Source organism: Streptomyces orinoci (genome assembly GCF_003121295.1).
GTDB classification, from domain to species: Bacteria; Actinomycetota; Actinomycetes; order Streptomycetales; family Streptomycetaceae; genus Streptomyces; species Streptomyces orinoci.
The window spans coordinates 569,390-590,623 of sequence record NZ_PHNC01000029.1 but is presented as its reverse complement, the minus strand read 5'-3'; the positions used below and the strand labels follow the sequence as shown (position 1 = coordinate 590,623).

The following is a 21,234-nucleotide window of genomic DNA, read 5'->3' as shown; positions in this document are numbered from 1 at the left end:
GGGCCGGGCAGGTGCTTTTGACCGAGGGTGTGATCAGTTGTGGCCATCTCACTGTCCACGGTGTTGCTGCTGGGGATCATCCTCGTGGTGATGACCCGCAACGGGAAGATCAGCGGCTTCCCGGCGCTCATCGCGATGCTCTTCGGCTTCTTCCTGGCCTCCAGCGGCCTGGCCCCGTCGATCCACAACTTCCTGGACTCGATCGCCCGGACCATCCAGAACGTCAAGATCTGAGGCCGCCCCGGAGGCGGCCCTCGCGAAGAAACGATGCGAGGAAACGAAACGCCTCCGGCCGGAGCCGGAGGCGTACTGGAGCGGGCGACGGGAATCGAACCCGCGTAGCCAGTTTGGAAGACTGGGGCTCTACCATTGAGCTACGCCCGCGTGCACCGTTCGAACCCCTGTGGGGTGCGCGGCACTGACGTGCATCGTAGCGGGTCCGGCGGCCTCACCGCACACCCCCCGCGCACCATCCCGGCTCCTGGGCCGTTCGGGCATCCGGGCCCCGCGCGGACATGTACCCTACCTCTCGCACCGACGGGGTGTGGCGCAGCTTGGTAGCGCGTCCGCTTTGGGAGCGGAAGGTCGTCGGTTCGAATCCGGCCACCCCGACCAGCAAGATCACCTTGTGGGCCTCATCGTGCGTGCGGTTACTATGCAAGCTGCGCGTCTGTGTGTCTCTCTACCGGGCGCGATCCGCTGAGGACCTCAGCAGAAACCCAGAAGTCAGCCCCAAGGAGACCGAACCGTGAAGAGCGCCGTGGAGACCCTGAACCCGACCCGGGTTCGGCTCACTGTCGAGGTGCCCTTCGAGGAGCTCAAGCCCAGCCTCGACGCGGCGTACAAGAAGATCAACCAGCAGGTCACGGTGAAGGGCTTCCGCAAGGGCAAGATCCCCGCCCGCGTGATCGACCAGCGCTTCGGCCGTGGCGCCGTGCTGGAGGAGGCCGTCAACGACGCGCTCCCGAAGTTCTACACCGAGGCCGTCAACGAGGGTGAGCTCAACCCGCTGGGCCAGCCCGAGGTGGACATCACCGAGCTGAAGGACGGCGAGCTGCTGGCCTTCACCGCCGAGGTGGACGTCCGTCCGGCCCTGGAGATCCCGGACTACTCCGGCATCGAGGTCACCGTTGACGCCGTCGAGGTCACCGACGAGGACGTCGAGAAGTCCGTCGAGCAGCTGCGTGAGCGCTTCGCCACCACCACCCCGGTCGAGCGCGCCGCCGCCGAGGGCGACATCGTCACCGTGGACCTCGAGGCCAAGGTCGATGGCGAGGTGCTGGCCGACGGCGTCGCCAAGGGCATCGACTACACCATCGGCTCCGGCGAGCTGCTGGACGGCATCGACGAGGCCGTCACCGGTCTGGAGGCCGGCGGCTCCGCCACCTTCACCTCCGAGCTCAAGGGCGGTTCCGCCGAGGGCAAGGAGGCCGAGATCAAGGTGGACGTCACCGCGGTCAAGACCCGTGAACTGCCCGCCCTGGACGACGAGTTCGCCCAGCTGGCCAGCGAGTTCGACACCCTGGAGGAGCTCAAGGCGGACAGCCGTGAGCGGCTGGCCCGGATGAAGAAGTTCGACCAGGCCACCCAGGCTCAGGAGAAGGTCCTGGACGAGCTGCTGAAGCTGGTCGAGGTCCCGATGCCGGAGAAGCTGCTCGAGGACGAGGTCAACACCCGCAAGCACAACCTGGAGCACCACCAGCTCGGGCAGATGGGCCTGACCCTGGAGAAGTACCTGGAGATCCAGGGCAAGTCCGCCGAGGAGTTCGACGCCGAGCTCAAGGAGCAGGCCGAGAAGGGCATCAAGACCCAGTTCATCCTGGACGAGATCGTCAACAAGGAGAAGCTGTCGGTCGCCCAGGACGAGCTCACCGAGCACCTGATGCGCCGCGCCCAGTCCTCCGGCATGTCCCCCGACCAGTTCGCCCAGGCGGTCGTCGAGGGCGGCCAGGTCCCGATGCTGGTCGGCGAGGTCGCCCGCGGCAAGGCGCTGGCCACCGTGGTCGAGGCCGCCACCGTCAAGGACTCCAACGGCGAGGTCGTCAACCTGGACGACGAGGACGAGGAGACCGAGGCCGGGACCTCCGCCGAGGCGGAGACCTCCACCGAGGCCTGAGCCCTCACCCGGTAGTCGCTGGTACGGGCCCGGTCGCACCCCTGTCACGGGGCCGCGGCCGGGCCCGTACGCGCACCGCGGGCCCAACCGAACCTGCGCTCAGAGCGAACAGTTCCGAATGCGGGATGGCGCCCGCCGACCAGCGCGTTAGGGTCCGTAGATACGAGGGCAGGGGAAGACTTGGAGCGCGCCGGAACCGTACCGGCCCATGCGAACCCCGGCCCGCGAGTGAAGACGCGGAGACGGCCCGTTGCCGTCAGAGACGAGCAGGTGGATCACGTGACGAATCTGATGCCTTCCGCCGCCGGCGGACCTTCCATCGGTGGTGGCCTCGGCGACCAGGTCTACAGCCGACTGCTCGACGAGCGGATCATCTTCCTCGGCCAGCAGGTGGACGATGACATCGCCAACAAGATCACGGCGCAGATGCTGCTCCTGGCCGCGGACCCGGACAAGGACATCTACCTCTACATCAACAGCCCCGGCGGCTCGGTGACGGCCGGCATGGCGGTCTACGACACCATGCAGTACATCCCGAACGACGTGGTCACCATCGGCATGGGCCTCGCCGCCTCGATGGGCCAGTTCCTGCTGACCGGCGGCACCGCGGGCAAGCGCTTCGCCCTGCCGAACACCGACATCCTCATGCACCAGGGCTCCGCCGGCCTCGGCGGCACCGCCTCGGACATCAAGATCCAGGCCGAGCAGCTGCTCCGCACCAAGAAGCGGATGGCGGAGATCACCGCCGAGCACACCGGCCAGACCGTCGAGACGATCATCCGCGACGGTGACCGCGACCGCTGGTTCACCGCGGAGGAGGCCAAGGCGTACGGGATCATCGACGAGATCATCACCCACGCCTCCGGCGTTCCGGGCGGCGGCGGCACCGGGGCCTGACCCCCGGCACACCGCTCCACAGCCGTCATCCCAGCCCACCGATCGCCATCAGGATGGTGAACACCCGCATGAACAACTTCTCCGCCGCCAGCGGCCTCAGTGGCCTCTACACCGGCCCGCAGGCCGAAGCGCGCTATGTGGTCCCGCGCTTTGTGGAGCGCACCTCCCAGGGCGTCCGTGAGTACGACCCCTACGCCAAGCTCTTCGAAGAGCGCGTGATCTTCCTCGGCGTCCAGATCGACGACGCCTCCGCCAATGACGTCATGGCGCAGCTGCTCTGCCTGGAGTCGATGGACCCGGACCGGGACATCTCGATCTACATCAACTCGCCGGGCGGCTCGTTCACCGCGCTGACCGCGATCTACGACACCATGCAGTTTGTGAAGCCCGACATCCAGACGGTCTGTATGGGCCAGGCGGCCTCCGCCGCGGCCATCCTGCTGGCCGCCGGCACCCCCGGCAAGCGGATGGCGCTGCCCAATGCCCGGGTGCTGATCCACCAGCCGTCCAGCCAGACCGGCCGCGAGCAGCTCTCCGACCTGGAGATCGCCGCGCAGGAGATCCTGCGGATGCGCACCCAGCTGGAGGAGATGCTGGCCAAGCACTCCACCCAGCCCATTGAGAAGATCCGCGACGACATCGAGCGCGACAAGATCCTGACCGCCGAGGACGCGCTCGCCTACGGCCTGGTCGATCAGATCGTGTCCACGCGAAAGTCGTCCGTGTCGGTCTGAATCCCGCCGGGGATTCATTCTCGGACACAGTGCCGCCGGTACCCCCCTTGGCCCGAGTAGGTACAAGGGGGGCCCGCACGGGGGGCCCGGCAAGGTACCGTCGATAGACAAGCACTCGGGTTCGCAGAACAAGGCGGATCCCAGGCGAAGGGGAAGCACCTCGTGGCACGCATCGGTGACGGCGGCGATCTGCTCAAGTGCTCGTTCTGCGGCAAGAGCCAGAAGCAGGTGAAGAAGCTCATCGCGGGTCCTGGTGTGTACATCTGCGACGAGTGCATCGATCTCTGCAACGAGATCATCGAGGAAGAACTCGCGGAGACCTCCGAGGTGCGCTGGGAGGAACTCCCCAAGCCCCGTGAGATCTACGAATTCCTCGAGGGCTATGTCGTCGGCCAGGAGGCCGCCAAGAAGGCCCTGTCCGTCGCCGTCTACAACCACTACAAGCGGGTGCAGGCCGGCGAGACCGGTGCGCACAACCGCGACGACGGCATTGAACTCGCCAAGTCCAACATCCTGTTGCTGGGCCCCACCGGCTCCGGCAAGACGCTGCTCGCGCAGACGCTGGCCCGGATGCTCAATGTGCCCTTCGCCATCGCGGACGCCACCGCGCTGACCGAGGCGGGTTATGTCGGCGAGGACGTCGAGAACATCCTGCTGAAGCTGATCCAGGCCGCCGACTATGACGTCAAGAAGGCCGAGACCGGCATCATCTACATCGACGAGATCGACAAGGTCGCCCGAAAGAGCGAAAATCCGTCGATCACCCGGGACGTCTCCGGTGAGGGCGTTCAGCAGGCCCTGCTGAAGATTCTGGAAGGCACCACCGCCTCCGTGCCGCCGCAGGGCGGCCGCAAGCACCCGCACCAGGAATTCATCCAAATCGACACCACCAATGTGCTGTTCATCGTGGGTGGTGCCTTCTCCGGTCTGGAGAAGATCATCGAGGCCCGGGCCGGCGCCAAGGGCATCGGTTTCGGCGCCACCATCCGCTCCAAGCGGGAGATCGAGGCCAGCGACCAGTTCCAGGAGGTCATGCCGGAGGACCTGGTGAAGTTCGGGATGATTCCCGAGTTCATCGGCCGCCTGCCGGTGATTACCTCGGTCCACAACCTGGACCGCGCCGCGCTCCTCCAGATCCTGGTCGAGCCGCGCAACGCCCTGGTGAAGCAGTATCAGCGGCTCTTCGAACTCGACGGTGTGGAGCTGGACTTCGACCGTCCCGCGCTGGAGGCCATCGCGGATCAGGCCATTCTGCGCGGCACGGGTGCGCGCGGGCTGCGCGCCATCATGGAGGAGGTGCTGATGTCCGTGATGTACGAGGTGCCTTCCCGTAAGGATGTGGCCCGGGTGGTCATCACCGCCGATGTGGTGCAGTCCAATGTCAACCCCACGCTGGTGCCGAGGACTCGGGGCACGGAGCCGGGTGAGCGGCACGAGAAGAGCGCGTAGCGCTCCGCTGTTTCAGGGAGGGCGCCCGGCCGATGCAGTGCCGGGCGCCTTTGACGTTTGCGCCAAGGGCCACTTCCCGGAATCGGCCATACCGGGACCCGAACCCGCCAATCCACCGCTCTTTGAAAGCCGTTGACGACCGGCTGCCCTAGCTTCGCCCCAGCCTGCCGCCCCGGCATGGGCAAGGGGCCCTGATGGACGCGCGGCGGCGATTGGGAGAAGCCCATCGTGAAGGGAACGACAAGACGCGCCGTGATGGCCTCCGGGGCGGCGCTGGCGCTCCTGGTGTCCGGTACGGGCATGGCGCAGGCGGCGGCCAAGCCGGCACCGGCACGCTACAGACTCACGGTCAAAACCGATCTGAGAGCGGCCGAGAAGCCCACGCTCCACAACTCCCGCGCGGCGGAAGCGAACTCACGTCTGGCAGGGATACCCGGCGACCCGCCCGGGTTCTGTACCGACATACCCAACCCCATGACCAATGCCTTTCTCCGCACACATCTCTGCGAGCGGGGCCTGGTCACCGTCTCGGTGTGGAGCCCCGAGAAAGTCCTGGTCGGGCAGGCGCGGTTCCACACCTACCACGAGACCAGCCTGGAACTCCGCTCCACCACCTGGACGGAAAAGGTCACCGTCGGCCCCGCCGCCACCTGGGGGGAGGGCGTGGGAATCCGTGCCACCCTCCTCTCCGCCTGCGGCACCTCCTGCCATTCGACACCGGGCGGGGCGCTGAAGGCGCCGTTCTACCTGGGCTCCAACTCGTACTCCGGCTCCTTCACTTACAGCGCCTCGGTCGCCAAGGACCAGCAGATCACCGGCCGCACCGTCTACGGCCTGACCTACTACAAGCCCGGGGACACCTTCAGCGCGGGCAGCATGACCTCGGGGTCCGCATGGCGCTGTGACTATGTGGGCAGCGCCCCGGGATGCGTCTACTCCGACCCCCGGCGTGTGGTGGTCGACTCCGACAAGGGCCAGTCGAAGATGGCCTCCCTGCCCGGCATCGTGGACAGCATCCGAGGCGTTCAGCGGGCCGGCCTGCACATTGGCAAGCCCGGCTCCAGCATTCCGCTGACCCGCGCCACCGAGGCCCAGAAGAACGCCAACCGCAACGCCGTCTGCGGCCCCAACGTCAAGCCCGGGCCCGGTGACATCTGGTGGAAGGTCAACCCCAAGGACAAGGGCACCCAGCCGTCCTGCGATGAGTACCCCTTCGCCTCGACCACCCAGGGCGGCACGGCCTACGCCCCGCCGAACCGCGCCATCAAATGGGTGCCGCTCTCGGAGAACAATGCGCAGGGCGCCATCCTCAAGAACTTCTACGATGCCTACCACATCCTCCCCGGCGACAACTTCTATGTGAACGTGGGCGCTTAGCGGGACGGGTGCGCCGGGGAGCTCCTGGGAAGGTCCCGGGGGAGCTCTGGGAAGGGTCCGGACTCCCCGGCACCTTGGCTCAGTGGATCTCGACCCGGGCGTCGTGCCGGATCTTTGCGGCCACGTCGGCGCCATGGTCCAGGGGAGTGTCCTGGCCCGCGAGCAGGGAAGCGCTCTCGGTGAGCATGGTCACGCCGGTGGTGCTGTGGTCGGCCCACACACAGAGGGGGATCTTGTAGTCCTTGCTGTCCAGCGGAAGCCTGTAGTACTGGCACTTCACAACGGCGTCGTCATCCAGCCCGCTCGGGGTGAACTTCTGGGAGCTGCCCACCAGTTGGCCCTTGCCGTCGCCGAGCCGCCGCTGCAGCGAACCGAGCACATTGTCCACCACCTTTCCCGGGTCCTTGATCTCGCCCCAGACGCCAATGAAGTGGAGCTGCTTCTGGCCGCTGCTGCCGGCCACGCCGGCCCGGTAGTCGGCGCTGGTCCCGTCCGGGTTGTGCACGCCCATGGTCTCGAAGTCGGCCTTGTCCCCGGAGTCGAAGTCCTTGGACCCCCGGTCGTTGAGCTTGTGGAACTCCACGGCCAGCGTGTCGGGATTGGTGAGCTTGTAGCGCTTGCCTGTACCGGAGTTGCCGTCCGAGGTGACGGTGGGCGTGGGCGTGGGCTGCCCGCCCTCGGCCGCGGCGTGCTTGCCCCCCTTGCCGTTCTCGCCGTGCTTGCCGGACGCCCCGGAGTCCTTGCCGCCAAGTACGAGGACCGCACCCCCGATCAGCGCCCCGACCAGGACCACCGCGCCAATGCCCACGGCCACCGCCTTGCCGGTGCGTGAGCCGCTCTGTTGGGGCTGCTGCGGGGGCATCGGCGGGTAGTACGGGTTGGGCACCCCCGGCTGCTGCCCGTAGGGCCCGTAGGGGCTGGGCTGCTGGGGAGGCGGGCCGTACGGGGGCTGGGGAGGCGGGCCGCCCTGGGCATAGGGGTTGGGCTGCTGGGGCGGTTGCGGTGGCTGCTGGCCGTATGGGCCCGGCTGGTTGAAGCCCATGTGTGTGGAGTCCCCCTTGGGTGTGTGGAGTTCGCGCTCAAGCGAATGCAGCGCGCCGCGCATCGGACCATCCTCTCCGATGGCTCCCCGATGGCTCCCCGATGGCTTCTCCGGGGCGGGGCGGGGGCTTTGTTGCGTCATCAACCTTGGCGGGAAACCTTTGCCGGTTGGCCCTCGGCGGCAAAGGTTTCCCGACACGGAACGTCCTTGGCCCCGGGTAGCCCGGAGGATGAGGTGTGGGTGCTGGGGGCCGCCATGGCCTGTGTGCTGGGGGCGGCCGGACCGCCGCTACAAGCTGCTGCCCTCGCCGGTGGACCCCTCACGGGTGGAACTGCCCGCCGCTGCCCACGACTTGGCCGAGATCCGGCTCACCGCGCCGGTACGCGGCGTCAGGCCGCTGCCCCTGGCGGCTCACCGGCCGCGTCCTGGTACACCCGTGTCCCTCCCTCTACGCACATGGCACCACCGCCGCACCGGATCCGGCCCGGCCGGGGCGGGAGATGCGGGGTGATGTGCTGCGCCGGGGCGACCTGGGTCGTCCGCACCCATGTGCGGTGCGCGGCGGACGGCCGTAGCCGGCCGGGGGGTTCAGCTTCGCGGGGGAGACGGCGGGGAAGGTGTGCGGGCAGCCGGCGGGCGCGGCATTCGCGGATGTGCGGGTGCTGGGTGGGTAGTTGCTCCTTCGGTTGCCCCTTTGGCGGCTTCTTTGGTTGCTCGTCCTCGCCGGGCGCCCGTAGGATCGCGATCGTGACTGCCGGGTCGGCCATGGGCCATTCACGAGTCGGGTACCCGGCCTCGCTTTGAGGCCGGGGCGGGCGAGAAGCCCGCCGTTCTGCTGCGTCTTTCCTCAGTGATCAGTTGACTTCAACAGACCCAGGAGAATCAGCGCAGATGCAGCAGTACGAGACGACGTCCAGCACGGTCGTTCAGCTGGACCACATCGCCATCTATGCCAGCGACCAGCAGGCCTCGGCGGAGTTCATCGCCGGAGTGCTGGGGCTGACGGTCGGCAGCCGGTTCGGGCCGTTCCTGCCCGTTGAGTTGGGCAATGGTGTGACCCTGGACTACTACGAGAAGCGCGATGAGCCCATCCAGTCGCAGCACTATGCGTTTCTGGTGCCGGAGGAGCGGTTCGATGCGGGGATCGCGTGGCTGGAGGAGCACGGGGTTGCGTATTTCGCGGATCCCCGGCACACGGAGCCCGGGCGTACCAATGATCTCTTCGGGGGCCGGGGTGCGTACTTCTGTGACCCGGATGGGCACAACATGGAGATGCTGACGCGGACTTACGTCCGTCCCTGACGCCGCTGCGGCCGGCTGCCCGGAGCTCACTCGTCCAGGCAGTCGGCCAGGAAGCGGGCGTCGCGGGCGAGGATCTGCATATAGGCGCGGGCGGCGCAGCGGATGGGGCGTTCCTCGCCCGCGCCGAAGTCGAGGTCGAAGCGTACGTGCCCGATGAGCGCGTCCCAGCGGTCCCGGGCCACGGTGCCGGGCGGTACTTCGGTGGCCCGGGACGCGGCTTCGGCGAGCATGCGCTCCAGATGTTCTCGGAGGGCGCGGATGAGTTCATCGACCTCGCGGGCGGGCGGGGGTGTGATGCGCTCCTGGAGGGCGCGGCGGATGGTGGCGCGGATGGTGACCAGGTCGAGGGGGGTGTTGTCGCCGTTCATCAGGGGGGTGGGTGGCAGTGGTTGGCTTCGGTGGTCGGGACGCATGGCGAACTCCTGGCGCGGAACGTTTGCTGGGAAGCCGGCTGTCGAGCCGGGGCTTCGCTGAGCTGAGTCCATCGCGTCTGTGGAGCGGTATCGAGGTCATATCGGAGGACACATCGCCGTATCGCGACCGCGCACGGTACCGTCTGTCCTCCACGTTCCGTAAGTGGCAGGTCGCTAGGGGTGTTCATGTCCCGCAGTCAGGGCAACACCAGGTTCATCGCCGCTCGCCTGGGGCGGGGTTGGCATACGCAAGCCGACCTCGCCGAGGCATACGCTCAGCACGCTCGACGGCTGGGCGAGTCGGCGACGATCACAGTCCGGCAGGTACGTAGGTGGGAGTCCTCAACACCGGGCTGGCCGAACCGCGTTGCCCGCCGGGTCCTGCGTTCGATGTTCGGTGACGTTCCGCTGGAGCAGCTGGGTTTCTTGCCGCCTCAGCCTCACTCAACCCAACCCGAGGCGATCGATCCGGCTTGCGACGACCTGGAGAACCCCGTGCTCCGACGAAGGTTCCTCGGCGGAGTTCTGGCCGGTGTCACGCCAGTGCTCGATGCGGCTGCCACGGATCACCTAGCAGCCGCACTCACCAGAGCCCGTCGCTATTCGGACCAACACGTCGTCAGCTATCTGCGCGCGGCTTTGGACGAGGCTGCCAGGGCGGACGGCCGGGCCGGACCACGCCAGGCGCTTCCCGCAGCCCTGGGCATCCTTGGTGCCATCGACACCCTTGCCCGCGACGCCGCCCCCGCAGTGCGTCGAGAACTGCTCATGGTCGGCGCTCGGGCCGCGGAATTCACTGCCTGGCTTCACCGTGACGCCGGTGCGCCGCCGCAGACCACCGCTTTCTTCCACGATCGGGCTGTCGAATGGGCAACCCTCAGCGGAGACGGTGCAATGCACGCCTATGTCCTGCTGCGCAAGGCACAGGCCACTGAGCGCGATGACGCCTCCCGTATGTGTGATCTGGCACAAGCCGCCGTCCATGGACCGTGGACCCTGCCACCGCGTGCCAAGGCCGAAGCGCTTCAGCAGCAGGCCCGAGCCATGGCTTTCACCGGGGCTGCACCGGATGTGGTGGCACGTACTCTTGATCAAGCCGAGGACGCCCTTGCCGATGCCCCACCCGCACAACCAGCCACTTGCACCGGGCCATTGTGCGCTGCTTACAACGCCGACAGGCTGACGGCGCAGAGCGCGATCTGCCACCGGGAAATCGGGCGGCCTGAACTGGCCGTAACCCTGCTGCGCCAATGTCTCGCCGGGGGCGGTTTCGCGCCCAGGGACAGGGCTTTCTTTACCGCCCATCTGGCTGGTGCGCTGGCCGCCGCCGGAGCACCCGATGAGGCCGCCGCCGTCGGCATGAAGGTTCTCCGGCTCGCCGCCGCACCTGGCTTTGGGCAGGCCCTGGGTGAGCTTCGCCGCACAATTGCGCTACTTCGGCCGCAGGCCAGGCGACCGGCGGTCAGGGAGCTGCGGCGAGCTTTTACAGCTTTGCCCGGCTAGTCCGTGAGGAACGCCCTCACCCGCTTGATGACCTCGGCCTGCCAGGCCCGCGACTGGGGTTGAAGGTACTGAGGGTCCTCGTGCACCGCGAATCCGTGCTGGGCGCCTTCGAGTTCCATCAATTCGGCTGGGCCGCCGAAGGCGTTCACGTACTTCCGGGAGGACTCGACCGGGACAAAGGTGTCCTTCGTTCCGTGGACCAGCAGCGCTGGGGCCCGGACCCTGCCGAGGTAAGCCTCGGGGTCCAGGTAGAAAACCTCGTTGAGCAGCGCCCGGCCCAGCTCGAACGGGCTGCGCTCGGTGAAGTTCTGTTCGTCGAGCGCCTTGGCGCCCTTCGCGGAGATGTAGTCGCCATTGAAGTGCAAACGGCTGGTGATGTACCGCTCGCGGTAATCGAGTCGGGGATTGAGCAGAACCAACCGTTTGACGTCTTGTGGTCGGAACGCCGCGTGCAGTGCGGCCGCGCCTCCGGAGAACGAGGCGGCGATGACATGTACGGGGACGTCGATTTCGCTGGCGCTCCGTAGGTGATCACAGGCGGCCCTGATGTCGTTGGCGACTCCGGAGATCGTCACTTCTTCCGGCCGACCGCCGCTGACTCCATGAGCGCGCAGGTCAAACCGAAGAGTTTTGAGGCCGGATGACGCCAAGCCGGTTGCGAGCCGGGAGAAGAACCCGCCTTCCTCGCGCGTCACACCGGCGCCGTGCACCAGTACGGCCAACCCGTTGGTGGGGCCGTTGGGGAGAGTCATCGTGCCCGCCAGAGCGGTCCCGTCCAGCGATCGGAATGCCGTCTCTTGCTCAACCATGGTCCGGATGGTAGTGGTTGGCGGTCGTCAGCACGGGGGTTGCTGGTGGACTGGACACCGGCCGGGCCGTCGGCGAACAGGTCCGGTGGCCCGGTTTCCACTGCGTGGCCGGCCCGCGCTACTTGACCTCGACGCGTGCGTCGTGGCGCAGCTTGGCGGAGGCGTCGGCGGCCTGGTCGATGGGGGTGTCCTTGCCCGCGAGCATGGTGGCGGCATCCACATACAAGGTGAGGCCCACGGTGCTGTGGTCGCCCCAAATGCACAGCGGCATCTTGGCGTTCTTCATGGGGGCCGGGGCGGAGTCGTCGTTCGCCTGGATGTACTGGCACTTCATGACCGCGTTGTCGAGGCCGCTGGGTGACATCTTCTGCGGGGAGCCGATCAGTTTTCCGTCCTTCGACTTCTCGGACATCATCTTGAACATGCCATCGACCACCGCCTGGGGGTCCTTGATGTCGCCCCACATTCCGCCGAAATGCAGCTGCTTCATGGTCAGAGCCGCGCCTGACTTATAGGTGGCGCTGACTTGTTGGGGGTTCTTGACGCCCAGCTTCTCGAAATCGGCCTTGTCGGAGGAGCTGAAGGGGGAGTCGTCGCTTTGGGCGGCGTCCTTGGTGAAGTCGCCGGCCACCGTGTCGGGGGTGGTGAGCTTGTAGCGCTTGCCGTCGTCCGCAACGGAGTTGGAGCCGCCGCCTCCGGTGAAGTAGAGGACGCCGCCGACTATGGCGCCCACGACCACCAGCGCGCCGATGGCTATGCCGATCGTCCTGCCGGTGCGCTTGCTGCCGGGCTGCGGAGGCATGGGCGGGGGCGGGTACATCCCCGGTGCGCCCTGGGGCTGCTGGGGGTACGCCCCGTAGGGGGCGGGCTGCTGAGGCGGCTGGCCCGGCTGCCCGTAGGGGTTGGGCTGGGGCGGCTGGCCCGCCTGGGGGTAGCCGTAGCCGGGGTTGCCGCCCTGCCCGTAGGGGTTGGGCTGCGGGGGCTGGCCCGGCTGTGGGGGCTGGCCGTAAGGGTTGGGTTGCTGGCCCGGCTGGCCCGGCTGGGCGTAGGGGTTGGGCTGGCCCGGCTGGCTGTACGGGTTGGGCTGGTCCTGGCTCATGTGTCGTCCCTCCGGGCCAATTGCTTTGGGGTGGTTGCTACTTGTCCTTGCGGACGGCGGTGCGGATTTTTGCGGTCGCGTCGGCGAGGTCCTTGGCGGACATGGCGTCGGCGGTGGAGGAGGTGGAGGCGCCCAGCGGCGAGTTGCTCTTGGAGGCTTGGTGCTGGACGATCGCCAAGGCGCTGGAGTCGGCCCAGATGCAGGAGCTGTTCTGGGTTTCGGCGGAGGTGCTCATGACGGTGATGGTCACCTTCTGCAGCCTGCACTTCATCACCGCGCCGTCGAATCCGCCGGGGTGGAACTCGGTCCACGGCGTGACGGTTTCGATCTTCGCCCCGGTGGCGGTGGCGGACTGCTGCTTCTTATCGATGTCAGCGATCATGTCATCGACCGTCTTCTTCGGGTCGGACAGCTCACCGTAGACGCCCGCGACGCTCAGCTTGAGTTTGTCGGCGCTGCTCGTGTACCCGGCGAAAACGCTTGTACCGTTCTTGATGCCGTGCTTCACAGTGTCGGAATCGCCCGCCACGGACCGCGACTTGTCGCTGCCGGCGTCCTTGGTGTACTTCCCGTCCAGCAGCGTGTCCGGCAGCACGATGGTGTAAGGCTTCACCTTCCCGTCGCTGCCGCCCCCGCCCTTGAGGAAGACGAAGGCGCCGCCCGCGATGGCGCCCACCAGGACCACCGCGCCGATGACGATGCCGACCGTCTTGCCCTTGCCGCCGCCGTTCTGCGGCGGAACCGGCGGGGGCGGGTAGGCGCCGGGCATGCCCGGCTGGCCGTAGGGGCCCGGCTGGGGCGGGGCGCCGTAGGGGGCGGCCGGCGGCTGGCCGTAGGGGGCTTGCTGGGGCGGAGCGCCGTAGGGGTTCGGCTGGCCCACCGGCGGGGCGCCGACGGGCGGGTAGCCATAGCCGGGCTGGCCGGGGGCGCCGCCCTGGCCGTAGGGAGTGGGGCCCTGGGGCGGCTGCGGCGGCTGGCCGTAGGGGCCCGGCTGGTTGAAGCTCATGGTGGGTGCTGTCTCTCTTTGGTTCGCTGTGGGGAGCGGCGCTGTATGTCGCGCCATACTCCCCGATGGCTTATCCCGGCTTTAGCTCGGGGCCGCAACGGTTCTGGAACAGTGGCCAAATCCTGGGCGGTAGGCCCTATTTGTCGCCGATGTGGGCCGGTCTCTTGACGGAGGTTTGGCGTAGCCATGGCCAGTTCCCGGGCCGTCATTGTCAGGTCGGGGGTGAGCGGGCCGGAGGTGAGGCCGCCCGGTTCCGGCTGGACGAGGGGCCGTGGCGGGGTGACGCGCTGTCGCGATCATGCCGCCGGTCCGATCGCCGGGGGCGCGGAGGGGAGGGCCGGATCGGAGGGCCTAATCGGTTCGAGGGCTGTCAGTGCCGCCCCGTAGAATTCCGTGCGTGACCGATAACACTCAGCAGCAGCAGAACAGCGCCCCGGAACTGCCGACCCAGTACGCGCCGGCCGAAGTAGAGGGGCCGCTGTACGAGCGCTGGGTAGAGCGGGGCTACTTCGAGGCGGACGCCAAGAGCGCCAAGGAGCCGTACACGATCGTCATCCCGCCGCCGAATGTCACCGGCTCTCTGCACCTCGGACACGCGTTCGAGCACACGCTTATCGATGCCCTCACCCGGCGTAAGCGGATGCAGGGCTTTGAGGTGCTCTGGCAGCCGGGCATGGACCACGCCGGCATCGCCACCCAGAACGTGGTGGAGCGGGAGCTGGCCAAGGAGGGCAAGTCCCGGCACGACCTGGGCCGCGAGGCGTTTGTGGAGCGGGTCTGGCAGTGGAAGGGCGAGTCCGGCGGGCAGATCTCCGGGCAGATGCGCCGCCTCGGTGACGGGGTGGACTGGAGCCGCGAGCGGTTCACCATGGACGAGGGCCTGTCCAAGGCCGTCCGCACCATCTTCAAGAAGCTCTACGAGGACGAGCTGATCTACCGCGCCGAGCGCATCGTCAACTGGTGCCCGCGCTGTCTGACCGCCATCTCGGACATCGAGGTGGAGTACCAGGACGACGACGGCGAGCTGGTCTCCATCCGCTATGGCAGCGGGGACGCGGAGATCGTGGTCGCCACGACCCGCGCCGAGACCATGCTGGGTGACACGGCGGTCGCCGTGCACCCCGAGGACGAGCGGTACAAGCACCTGGTCGGCACCGAGATCGAGCTGCCGCTGACCGGGCGGCGGATTCCGGTGGTCGCGGACGAGCATGTGGACCCGGAGTTCGGCACGGGTGCCGTCAAGGTGACGCCGGCGCATGACCCCAATGACTTCGAGATCGGGCGGCGGCACGACCTGCCCAGCCTGACCGTGCTGGACGACCATGGGGTCATCACGGCGCACGGCCCGTTCCAGGGTCTGGACCGGTTCGAGGCGCGATCGGCGATCGTCGGCGCGCTGCGGGCCGAGGGCCGGATCGTGGCCGAGAAGCGGCCGTACACCCATGCGGTGGGCCACTGCTCCCGGTGCAAGACCACCATTGAGCCGCGGCTGTCGATGCAGTGGTGGGTCAAGGTGGCGCCGCTGGCCCAGGCGGCCAGCGAGGCGGTGCGCAAGGGTGAGGTGAAGATCCACCCCAAGGAGATGGAGTCCCGCTACTTCGGCTGGGTGGACAACCTCCACGACTGGTGCATTTCCCGGCAGTTGTGGTGGGGCCACCGGATTCCGGTCTGGTACGGGCCCAATGGCGAGATGGTCTGCGTCGGTCCGGACGAGGAGCCGCCGAGCGGTGAGGGCTGGCGCCAGGAGACGGACGTTCTGGACACCTGGTTCTCCAGCGGTCTGTGGCCGTTCTCCACGCTGGGCTGGCCGGAGAAGACCGAGAGCCTGGCGAAGTTCTATCCGAACTCGGTGCTGGTCACCGGCTACGACATCCTCTTCTTCTGGGTCGTCCGGATGATGATGTTCGGGCTGTACGCCATGGATGGCACCCCGCCGTTCCACACCATCGCCCTGCACGGCATGGTGCGCGACCAGTTCGGCAAGAAGATGTCCAAGTCCTTTGGCAACGCGGTCAATCCGCTGGACTGGATGGACAAGTACGGTTCGGACGCGGTGCGGTTCACGCTGGCGCGTGGGGCCAACCCGGGTGTGGATGTGCCGATCGGCGAGGACTGGGTCCAGGGCTCGCGCAACTTCGCCAACAAGATCTGGAACGCCACCCGCTTTGCGCTGATGAACGGTGCCACGGTGGAGGGCGAACTCCCGCCGGTGGAGCGGCTGTCGGCGACCGACCGGTGGATCCTCTCGCGGCTGAACAGTGTGGTCGCGGAGGTGGATGCGCTCTATGACGACTACCAGTTCGCCAAGCTGAGTGACGCGCTGTTCCACTTCGCCTGGGACGAGGTCTTCGACTGGTATGTCGAGCTGTCCAAGACCACCTTTATGGCGGGCGGCGAGCAGGCGCGGGTCTCCGGCCGGGTGCTGGGCGAGGTGCTGGATGTGCTGCTGCGGCTGCTGCATCCGGTGGTTCCGTTTGTCACCGAGACGCTGTGGACCAACCTGACCGGCAAGGAGTCGGTGGTCATCGCGGAGTGGCCGAAGGACTCCGGTTTCCGGGACGCGGCCGCGGAGCGGGAGATCGAGGAACTGCAGCGGGTCATCACCGAGGTCCGGCGGTTCCGGTCCGACCAGGGCCTGCAGCCGGGCCAGCGGGTTCCGGCCCGGCTGGACCTGGCGGGCACCTCGCTGGCCGCGCATGAGGACGCGATCCGGCAGTTGCTGCGCCTCCAGCCGGCCGAGGAGGGCTTCCACGCCACGGCCACCCTGCCGGTGGCGGGCGCCACGGTGGAGCTGGACCTCTCCGGTGCGATCGACTTCGCGGCGGAGCGGAAGCGGTTGACCAAGGATCTCGGCTTGGCCGAGAAGGAACTGGCCCAGGCCGATGCGAAGTTGGGGAACGAGAAGTTCCTGGGCAAGGCGCCGGAGAAGGTGGTTGAGGGGATTCGCCAGCGCAAGGCTGCTGCGGAGGCTGATATCGCGCGGATCACGGCTCAGCTGGCGGCGCTGCCGCAGGGTTGATACGGCTGCTTTGGGCCGGTTGGGGCGCCCCGTTAGGGGCGCGGGGAACTGCGCGAGAAGCCACGGGCGGCCCGCAGTCGAAATGGGGCCGGGGAGCGCCCCGTTGCCTGCACAGTGCGGGTCGTTGTGGGCTGGTCGCGCAGTTCCCCGCGCCCCTTACGGGGCACCCGCGCCCCTTGCGGGCCCCTACGGGGCCGGGTTGACGGGCCTCGCTTCCCAGGGGCGGGAGCGGCCCGGGTCCCACATGGGGCCCCAGGGGCCTTCCAGGGGCTGCTCCTCCACCCGGTCCACGGAGCGGCGGCTGTTGCGGCCCCGGCGGTCGCGTTGCGGCCAGAACAGGACATAGACCGTGGAGACGGCCACAAAGGCCAGGCGGATCAGGCCCCGGGTGGGGTCGTCATGGACCAGGAACACGCTGCCGTAGAGCACGGTCAGCGCCAGCCAGCTCCACAGCGGGACCAGGCGCCGCTGCCCGCAGACGTCCCACACCAGGGTGCCCAGCAGCACCGAGGCCGTGTAGTAGGTGTAGACGCTGGGGTCCAGCAGGATGCGGGCGTTGGCGCCCAGCAGTACCACCGCGGCCCAGCGGCCGCGCCAGACCGCCACCGCGCCCAGGCTGAGGCCCAGTGCGGCCTGGGCCGGGCGGGCCCAGTCGGGGGTCACGGGGGTGTTGCCGCCCAGCCAGCGCAGTGCGGAGGCCGGGCTGTTGGGGATGGTGAACTTCGCGGCGGCGAAGGAGTGCACGTCCACCAGGAAGAACGGCAGCCACGCGGCGGCCACCAGCCCCACGCACCACAGTCCGGCCCGCAGCCAGCGCTCCCTGGGCAGGGCCAGCAGCAGGGGGAGGAAGGCCAGCGCGGTGGGCTTGGAGTCCAGGGCGAGGGCCATCCAGATGCCGGTGGCGGCGGCGTTGCAGCGGGTCAGGGAGTAGACGGCGCAGGCGGTGCAGAACAGCGCCAGGACGTCATCGAGGTGGGCGAAGCGGACGGCGACCTCGGTCCACATGGGGACAAAGGCCAGTCCGGCGATCAGCACCCGCTGGCGCAGCCGCTGGTGGTTGGTGCCGGTGCCCAGGAAGTGCATGGCGGCGCTGCGGCCGGCCAGTACCAGGATCACCAGGCCCAGGGCGGACATCAGGGCCTCGGCCATGACCTGGCCGACCTCGGTGGGGAAGGGGTTGAACAGGCCGGCGACCAGGAAGCTGATCGGGCCCATCTGCAACTCGGGGTGCCGGGCATAGAGGTTGAGACCGCCGTCGCCCGACGCGCCGCCCTGGTAGATGAGTTCGCCACCGGTGCGCAGGTAGTGCCAGGAGAATCCGCCACTGGGCTCGACCACCATGAACCAGAGCAGGGCCCATGCGGTGAGCAGCAACAAGTGCATCCGATTGCTGAGTACCGGTATCCGCACAATGCTCCCGTTCCACCGCCCGGAACCCCTGTTGGTTCCGGGCACAACTGTCACCGGCGGTGAGAGGGAGGAACGCTAGCCGGGGTTGCCCGAGTTGGCTGTGACTTACGCCTCAATCGCGGTCGGGCCGGAACCGGTGCGCTCCGCGTTGCGGCGGGTCTTGGCCCAGCCATTGCGGCCGCGCAGCATCCGCAGGAAGCCGCGGGCCGACACCGGGAAGAGGTGGTACGCGTACAGCCACAGTGCCACTCCCCACAGCAGAGCCGTCAGCAGTGAGCGGTCGGCGGCGCGGTCACGCCGGTAGACCGGGCCCCAGAGGACGAAGGGCAGTACGGAGACCACCGCCAGGACCAGCACCAGCGGCCACAGGGCGATCATGCCGGAAAACGCCTCGGCCGGGCCGTCCTCGGCGGCGTGCAGCCCGAGCAGGGTGAACAGCACCGCGCACAGCGCCAGGGTGACCAGGTGGGCGACCGGCTGGAGGAAGGTGTAGAGGGTCTCCAGGACGCCCTTGCCGCTGTAGTGGCGGGAGCCGAGGATGCGCGGGGCGTAGCGGACGCACTGCAGATTGCCCTGGGCCCAGCGGGTGCGCTGGGTGAGAAAGCGGCGGGTGTGTGGCAGGCCCTCCTGGGAGACCCAGGTGTCGGTGAGGTGGGTTATCCGGTCCCCGCCGAGGATCATGTGCAGGCCCAGCTCGTAGTCCTCCAGCAGTGCACCGTGCTTCCACGGGCGGCGCTCGTGCTCGGCTATCCGGTCCAGCGCGGAGAGCCGGGTGAACTGGCCGTTGCCGCCCAGGCCGACCGAGCCGGTGCGGCCGCGCAGCAACTGCATTCCGGCGTTGGAGACGGAGAACTCCATGTCCTGCATGCGCACCAGGAGCCGGGCGAAGGCATTGCGCAGGCGGCCGTGCCCGGGGAGCGGGCGGGGATCGCCGGTGTTGCGCATCCGGACGCTGACCTGGACGCCGCCGGTCTCGGGCGCGGCGAACCCGGCCGGGCCGCTGACGATATTGAGCGCATTGGGGTCCAGCTGCCCGTCGGCGTCGATGACACAGACGATCACGCGCTCGCGGTCGGTACCCCCGGCCAGGAACTGGTTGAGCTCGTCATAGGCGGCGTTGAGCGCGGCGCCCTTGCCCTGGCGGGCGTTGGGCCGGTGCCGGCGGACCAGATGCACCCGGCGGTCGTCCTCGGCGAGTTCGGCGACGATGGCGCCGGTGCGGTCGTCGCTGTCGTCGTCGATGACCCAGACATGGGCGCGCGGGTGGTCGGCGCGCAGGCGGGCGACGGTGGTGCCGACCACCGCCTCCTCGTCCCGGCAGGGGACGAAGAAGTGCCAGCCGAAGTCGCCGGGGTCACCGGGGGTGGCGGTGGGGCGGCGGAGGTAGGCGTGGCGGGCGCCGGCCCAGTAGAGCAGGAAGCAGGCGAGGAGGGCGAAGGGGAAGGCGAGGAGGGCAGGGTGATTGAACATGGAGTGTGCGCTTGGGGTTTGAGTGGCTGTCGGGCTGGGTGCGGTGGGGTGGTGGATCAGGCGGCGACCGGCTGGGCCGGGGTGGTGAGCCGGGCGAGCAGGCCGACGATGCGGTCGGAGGCGAGGCCGTCGCCGAAGGGGCTGGGCAGCGCGGCCAGGCGGGCCAGCCCGGCGGCGCCGGAGGCCAGCCGGCGGCGGGCGGCGCGGCCGATCTCCGGGCCGGGCGGCACCAGGTCGGCGAACTCGGCCATGGCCTCGGGGCGTTCGGTGGAGCGCCGTACCACCACCAGCGGGCGGCCCAGTACGGTGCACTCCTCCTGGATGCCGCCGGAGTCGGACACCAGCAGGGCGGAGTGCCGGGCCAGCGCCAGGAATTCGGAGTAGCCCAGCGGGGCGGTGACGCTCAGCGGGGCGAGCAGCGGGGTGAGCTCCGCGGCCTCGATACGGGCCCGGGTGCGCGGGTGCAGCGGCAGAAGCACGGGCAACTCCTCGGCCAGCGCCGCCAGTTCGGTGAGGATGGCGCTCAGGGCGGCGGGGGAGTCGGTGTTCTCCGGGCGGTGGATGGTGGCCAGGAGGTAGGAGTCGGCGGTCAGGCCGTGCCGGGCGAGCAGGGCGGTGCGCTCCGGCTGGGCGGGCAGCTGGTTGCGGACGGCCTCCACCACGGTGTTGCCGGTGACCGCGATCCGGGCCTCGTCGATGCCCTCGGCCAGCAGGTTGGCCCGGTTCTCGGGGGTGGCGGCGCACAGAACGTCGGCGATGCGGTCGATGAGGACGCGGTTGTGCTCCTCGGGCATGGCGCGGTCATGGCTGCGCAGGCCGGCCTCCACATGCAGCAGCGGGATGCCGCGGGCGTTGGCGGCCAGCGCGCCGGAGAGGGCGGCGTTGGTGTCGCCCTGGACCACCACGGCCGCCGGGGGCTCGGCGGTGAACAGCTCGTCGAGCTGGGCGAGGGCGGCGGAGATCTGCACGGCGCGGGGCTGCCCGCCGACGCCGGTGAGGAAGGTGGGCTCGGGGAGGCCGAGCTCGTCCAGGAAGCGGCCGGAGAGGGCCTCGTCGTAGTGCTGGCCGGTGTGGACCAGGTGGGCGGCCGGGCCCAGGAGGCGGATCAGGTCGGTGAGCTTGACCAGCTCGGGGCGGGTGCCGAGGACTATGGCGACGCGGGTGGGCTGGTGCATGCGGGGTGCGCTCCTGGGCCGTCGGGGTTCCGGGTACGGCTCCGACCCTCCGGGTCGTCGGTTGCGCACCCGGCTGAGCGTCGGTTGCCCAACGGTTGCGGATCCCCCGCGGGGGGCTGCCCGGGACTTCCGCCCCGGGACTTCGGGCCCGCCCGGCCGCGGTGCGGGGTGCGCCCCGTAAGGGGCGCGGGGAACTGCGCGAGCAACCACGCACGGTCCGCGGCCGAACGGCAACGGCTGTCGGCGGACGCCGTTTCCTCGCCGGGTGCGGCCCGGTGGGGGTGGCTGCCGCGGAAGGGGGCCCCGGACCCGCCCTTTCGCCGTTTCTCTGCGGGGCTGCCGCCCCGCATGGCCCCGCCCCGTCAGGGGCGCGGGGAACTGCGCGATCAGCCACGGGCGGTCCGCGCCCGAGC

Annotated in this window: 17 protein-coding genes and 2 tRNA genes; 10 read left to right on the top strand and 9 right to left on the bottom strand. The window is 68.9% G+C overall.

All coding sequences use genetic code 11. The features are described 5' to 3' along the window. The first annotated feature begins 39 nt into the window (after nt 1-39). Nucleotides 40-234, top strand: coding sequence for a hypothetical protein (locus CV755_RS17505; protein ID WP_109281153.1), 195 nt, complete (start codon nt 40-42; stop codon nt 232-234). 76 nt (nt 235-310) lie between these two features. Here CV755_RS17505 and CV755_RS17500 read toward each other — a convergent pair. Further along, a tRNA-Gly gene (locus CV755_RS17500) sits at nt 311-384 on the bottom strand. Between the two features lie 154 nt (nt 385-538). Between CV755_RS17500 and CV755_RS17495 the strand changes: the two genes are divergently transcribed. The 6 genes from CV755_RS17495 to CV755_RS17470 all read left to right on the top strand — a co-directional run bounded on the left by CV755_RS17495 (nt 539) and on the right by CV755_RS17470 (nt 6,573). Beyond that, nucleotides 539-615: transfer RNA gene (locus tag CV755_RS17495), tRNA-Pro, on the top strand. 133 nt (nt 616-748) lie between these two features. Next, a complete protein-coding gene (tig, locus tag CV755_RS17490; RefSeq protein WP_109281152.1) occupies nt 749-2,116 on the top strand; it encodes a trigger factor in 1,368 nt (455 codons plus the stop codon). A 291-nt stretch (nt 2,117-2,407) separates the two neighbouring features. Then, the gene (locus CV755_RS17485; protein WP_109281935.1) at nt 2,408-3,013 is read left to right on the top strand and encodes an ATP-dependent Clp protease proteolytic subunit; all 606 of its coding nucleotides are present in this window, start codon (nt 2,408-2,410) and stop codon (nt 3,011-3,013) included. 53 nt (nt 3,014-3,066) lie between these two features. Beyond that, nucleotides 3,067-3,747, top strand: coding sequence for an ATP-dependent Clp protease proteolytic subunit (locus CV755_RS17480; protein ID WP_277751825.1), 681 nt, complete (start codon nt 3,067-3,069; stop codon nt 3,745-3,747). A gap of 162 nt (nt 3,748-3,909) precedes the next feature. Next, complete coding sequence (clpX, locus tag CV755_RS17475; protein ID WP_109281150.1) at nt 3,910-5,196, top strand: ATP-dependent Clp protease ATP-binding subunit ClpX; 1,287 nt, start codon at nt 3,910-3,912, stop codon at nt 5,194-5,196. Nucleotides 5,197-5,424: 228 nt separating this feature from the next. Then, nucleotides 5,425-6,573, top strand: coding sequence for a NucA/NucB deoxyribonuclease domain-containing protein (locus CV755_RS17470; protein ID WP_153068688.1), 1,149 nt, complete (start codon nt 5,425-5,427; stop codon nt 6,571-6,573). A 79-nt stretch (nt 6,574-6,652) separates the two neighbouring features. Here the strand turns inward: CV755_RS17470 and CV755_RS17465 are convergent, their stop codons facing one another. Further along, a complete protein-coding gene (locus CV755_RS17465) occupies nt 6,653-7,678 on the bottom strand; it encodes a hypothetical protein (protein ID WP_241561262.1) in 1,026 nt (341 codons plus the stop codon). 828 nt (nt 7,679-8,506) lie between these two features. Between CV755_RS17465 and CV755_RS17455 the strand changes: the two genes are divergently transcribed. Beyond that, nucleotides 8,507-8,917, top strand: a complete 411-nt coding sequence (locus CV755_RS17455; RefSeq protein WP_109281148.1) for a VOC family protein — start codon at nt 8,507-8,509, stop codon at nt 8,915-8,917. 26 nt (nt 8,918-8,943) lie between these two features. Here CV755_RS17455 and CV755_RS17450 read toward each other — a convergent pair whose 3' ends face one another. Then, nucleotides 8,944-9,330, bottom strand: a complete 387-nt coding sequence (locus CV755_RS17450; RefSeq protein WP_109281147.1) for a DUF6415 family natural product biosynthesis protein — start codon at nt 9,328-9,330, stop codon at nt 8,944-8,946. 186 nt (nt 9,331-9,516) lie between these two features. On the opposite strand from CV755_RS17450, the gene CV755_RS17445 reads away from it, so the two are divergent. Beyond that, complete coding sequence (locus CV755_RS17445; protein ID WP_109281933.1) at nt 9,517-10,833, top strand: NsdA family TPR-like regulatory protein; 1,317 nt, start codon at nt 9,517-9,519, stop codon at nt 10,831-10,833. On the opposite strand, the gene CV755_RS17440 is transcribed toward CV755_RS17445, so the two are convergent. From CV755_RS17440 to CV755_RS17430, 3 genes are all read right to left on the bottom strand, one after another. Continuing rightward, nucleotides 10,830-11,642: an alpha/beta hydrolase gene (locus CV755_RS17440; RefSeq protein WP_109281146.1), complete on the bottom strand. Its 813-nt coding sequence runs from the start codon at nt 11,640-11,642 to the stop codon at nt 10,830-10,832. The genes CV755_RS17445 and CV755_RS17440 overlap by 4 nt on opposite strands. A 118-nt stretch (nt 11,643-11,760) precedes the next feature. Beyond that, nucleotides 11,761-12,741, bottom strand: a complete 981-nt coding sequence (locus CV755_RS34705; RefSeq protein ID WP_109281145.1) for a hypothetical protein — start codon at nt 12,739-12,741, stop codon at nt 11,761-11,763. A gap of 37 nt (nt 12,742-12,778) precedes the next feature. Next, nucleotides 12,779-13,747, bottom strand: a complete 969-nt coding sequence (locus CV755_RS17430) for a hypothetical protein (RefSeq protein WP_109281144.1) — start codon at nt 13,745-13,747, stop codon at nt 12,779-12,781. Between the two features lie 397 nt (nt 13,748-14,144). Here CV755_RS17430 and CV755_RS17425 point away from each other — a divergent pair, with 397 nt between their 5' ends. Next, a complete protein-coding gene (locus CV755_RS17425; protein ID WP_109281143.1) occupies nt 14,145-16,766 on the top strand; it encodes a valine--tRNA ligase in 2,622 nt (873 codons plus the stop codon). 186 nt (nt 16,767-16,952) lie between these two features. On the opposite strand, the gene CV755_RS17420 is transcribed toward CV755_RS17425, so the two are convergent. From CV755_RS17420 to wecB, 3 genes are all read right to left on the bottom strand, one after another. After that, a complete protein-coding gene (locus CV755_RS17420) occupies nt 16,953-18,149 on the bottom strand; it encodes a hypothetical protein (protein ID WP_109281142.1) in 1,197 nt (398 codons plus the stop codon). Nucleotides 18,150-18,281: 132 nt separating this feature from the next. After that, nucleotides 18,282-19,646 (bottom strand): glycosyltransferase, encoded by a 1,365-nt coding sequence (locus CV755_RS17415; RefSeq protein ID WP_109281141.1) that lies wholly within the window; start codon nt 19,644-19,646, stop codon nt 18,282-18,284. Nucleotides 19,647-19,702: 56 nt separating this feature from the next. Further along, entirely contained in the window at nt 19,703-20,821 is a 1,119-nt protein-coding gene (wecB, locus tag CV755_RS17410; RefSeq protein ID WP_109281140.1) for a non-hydrolyzing UDP-N-acetylglucosamine 2-epimerase, read from the bottom strand. Nucleotides 20,822-21,234: the final 413 nt, after the last annotated feature.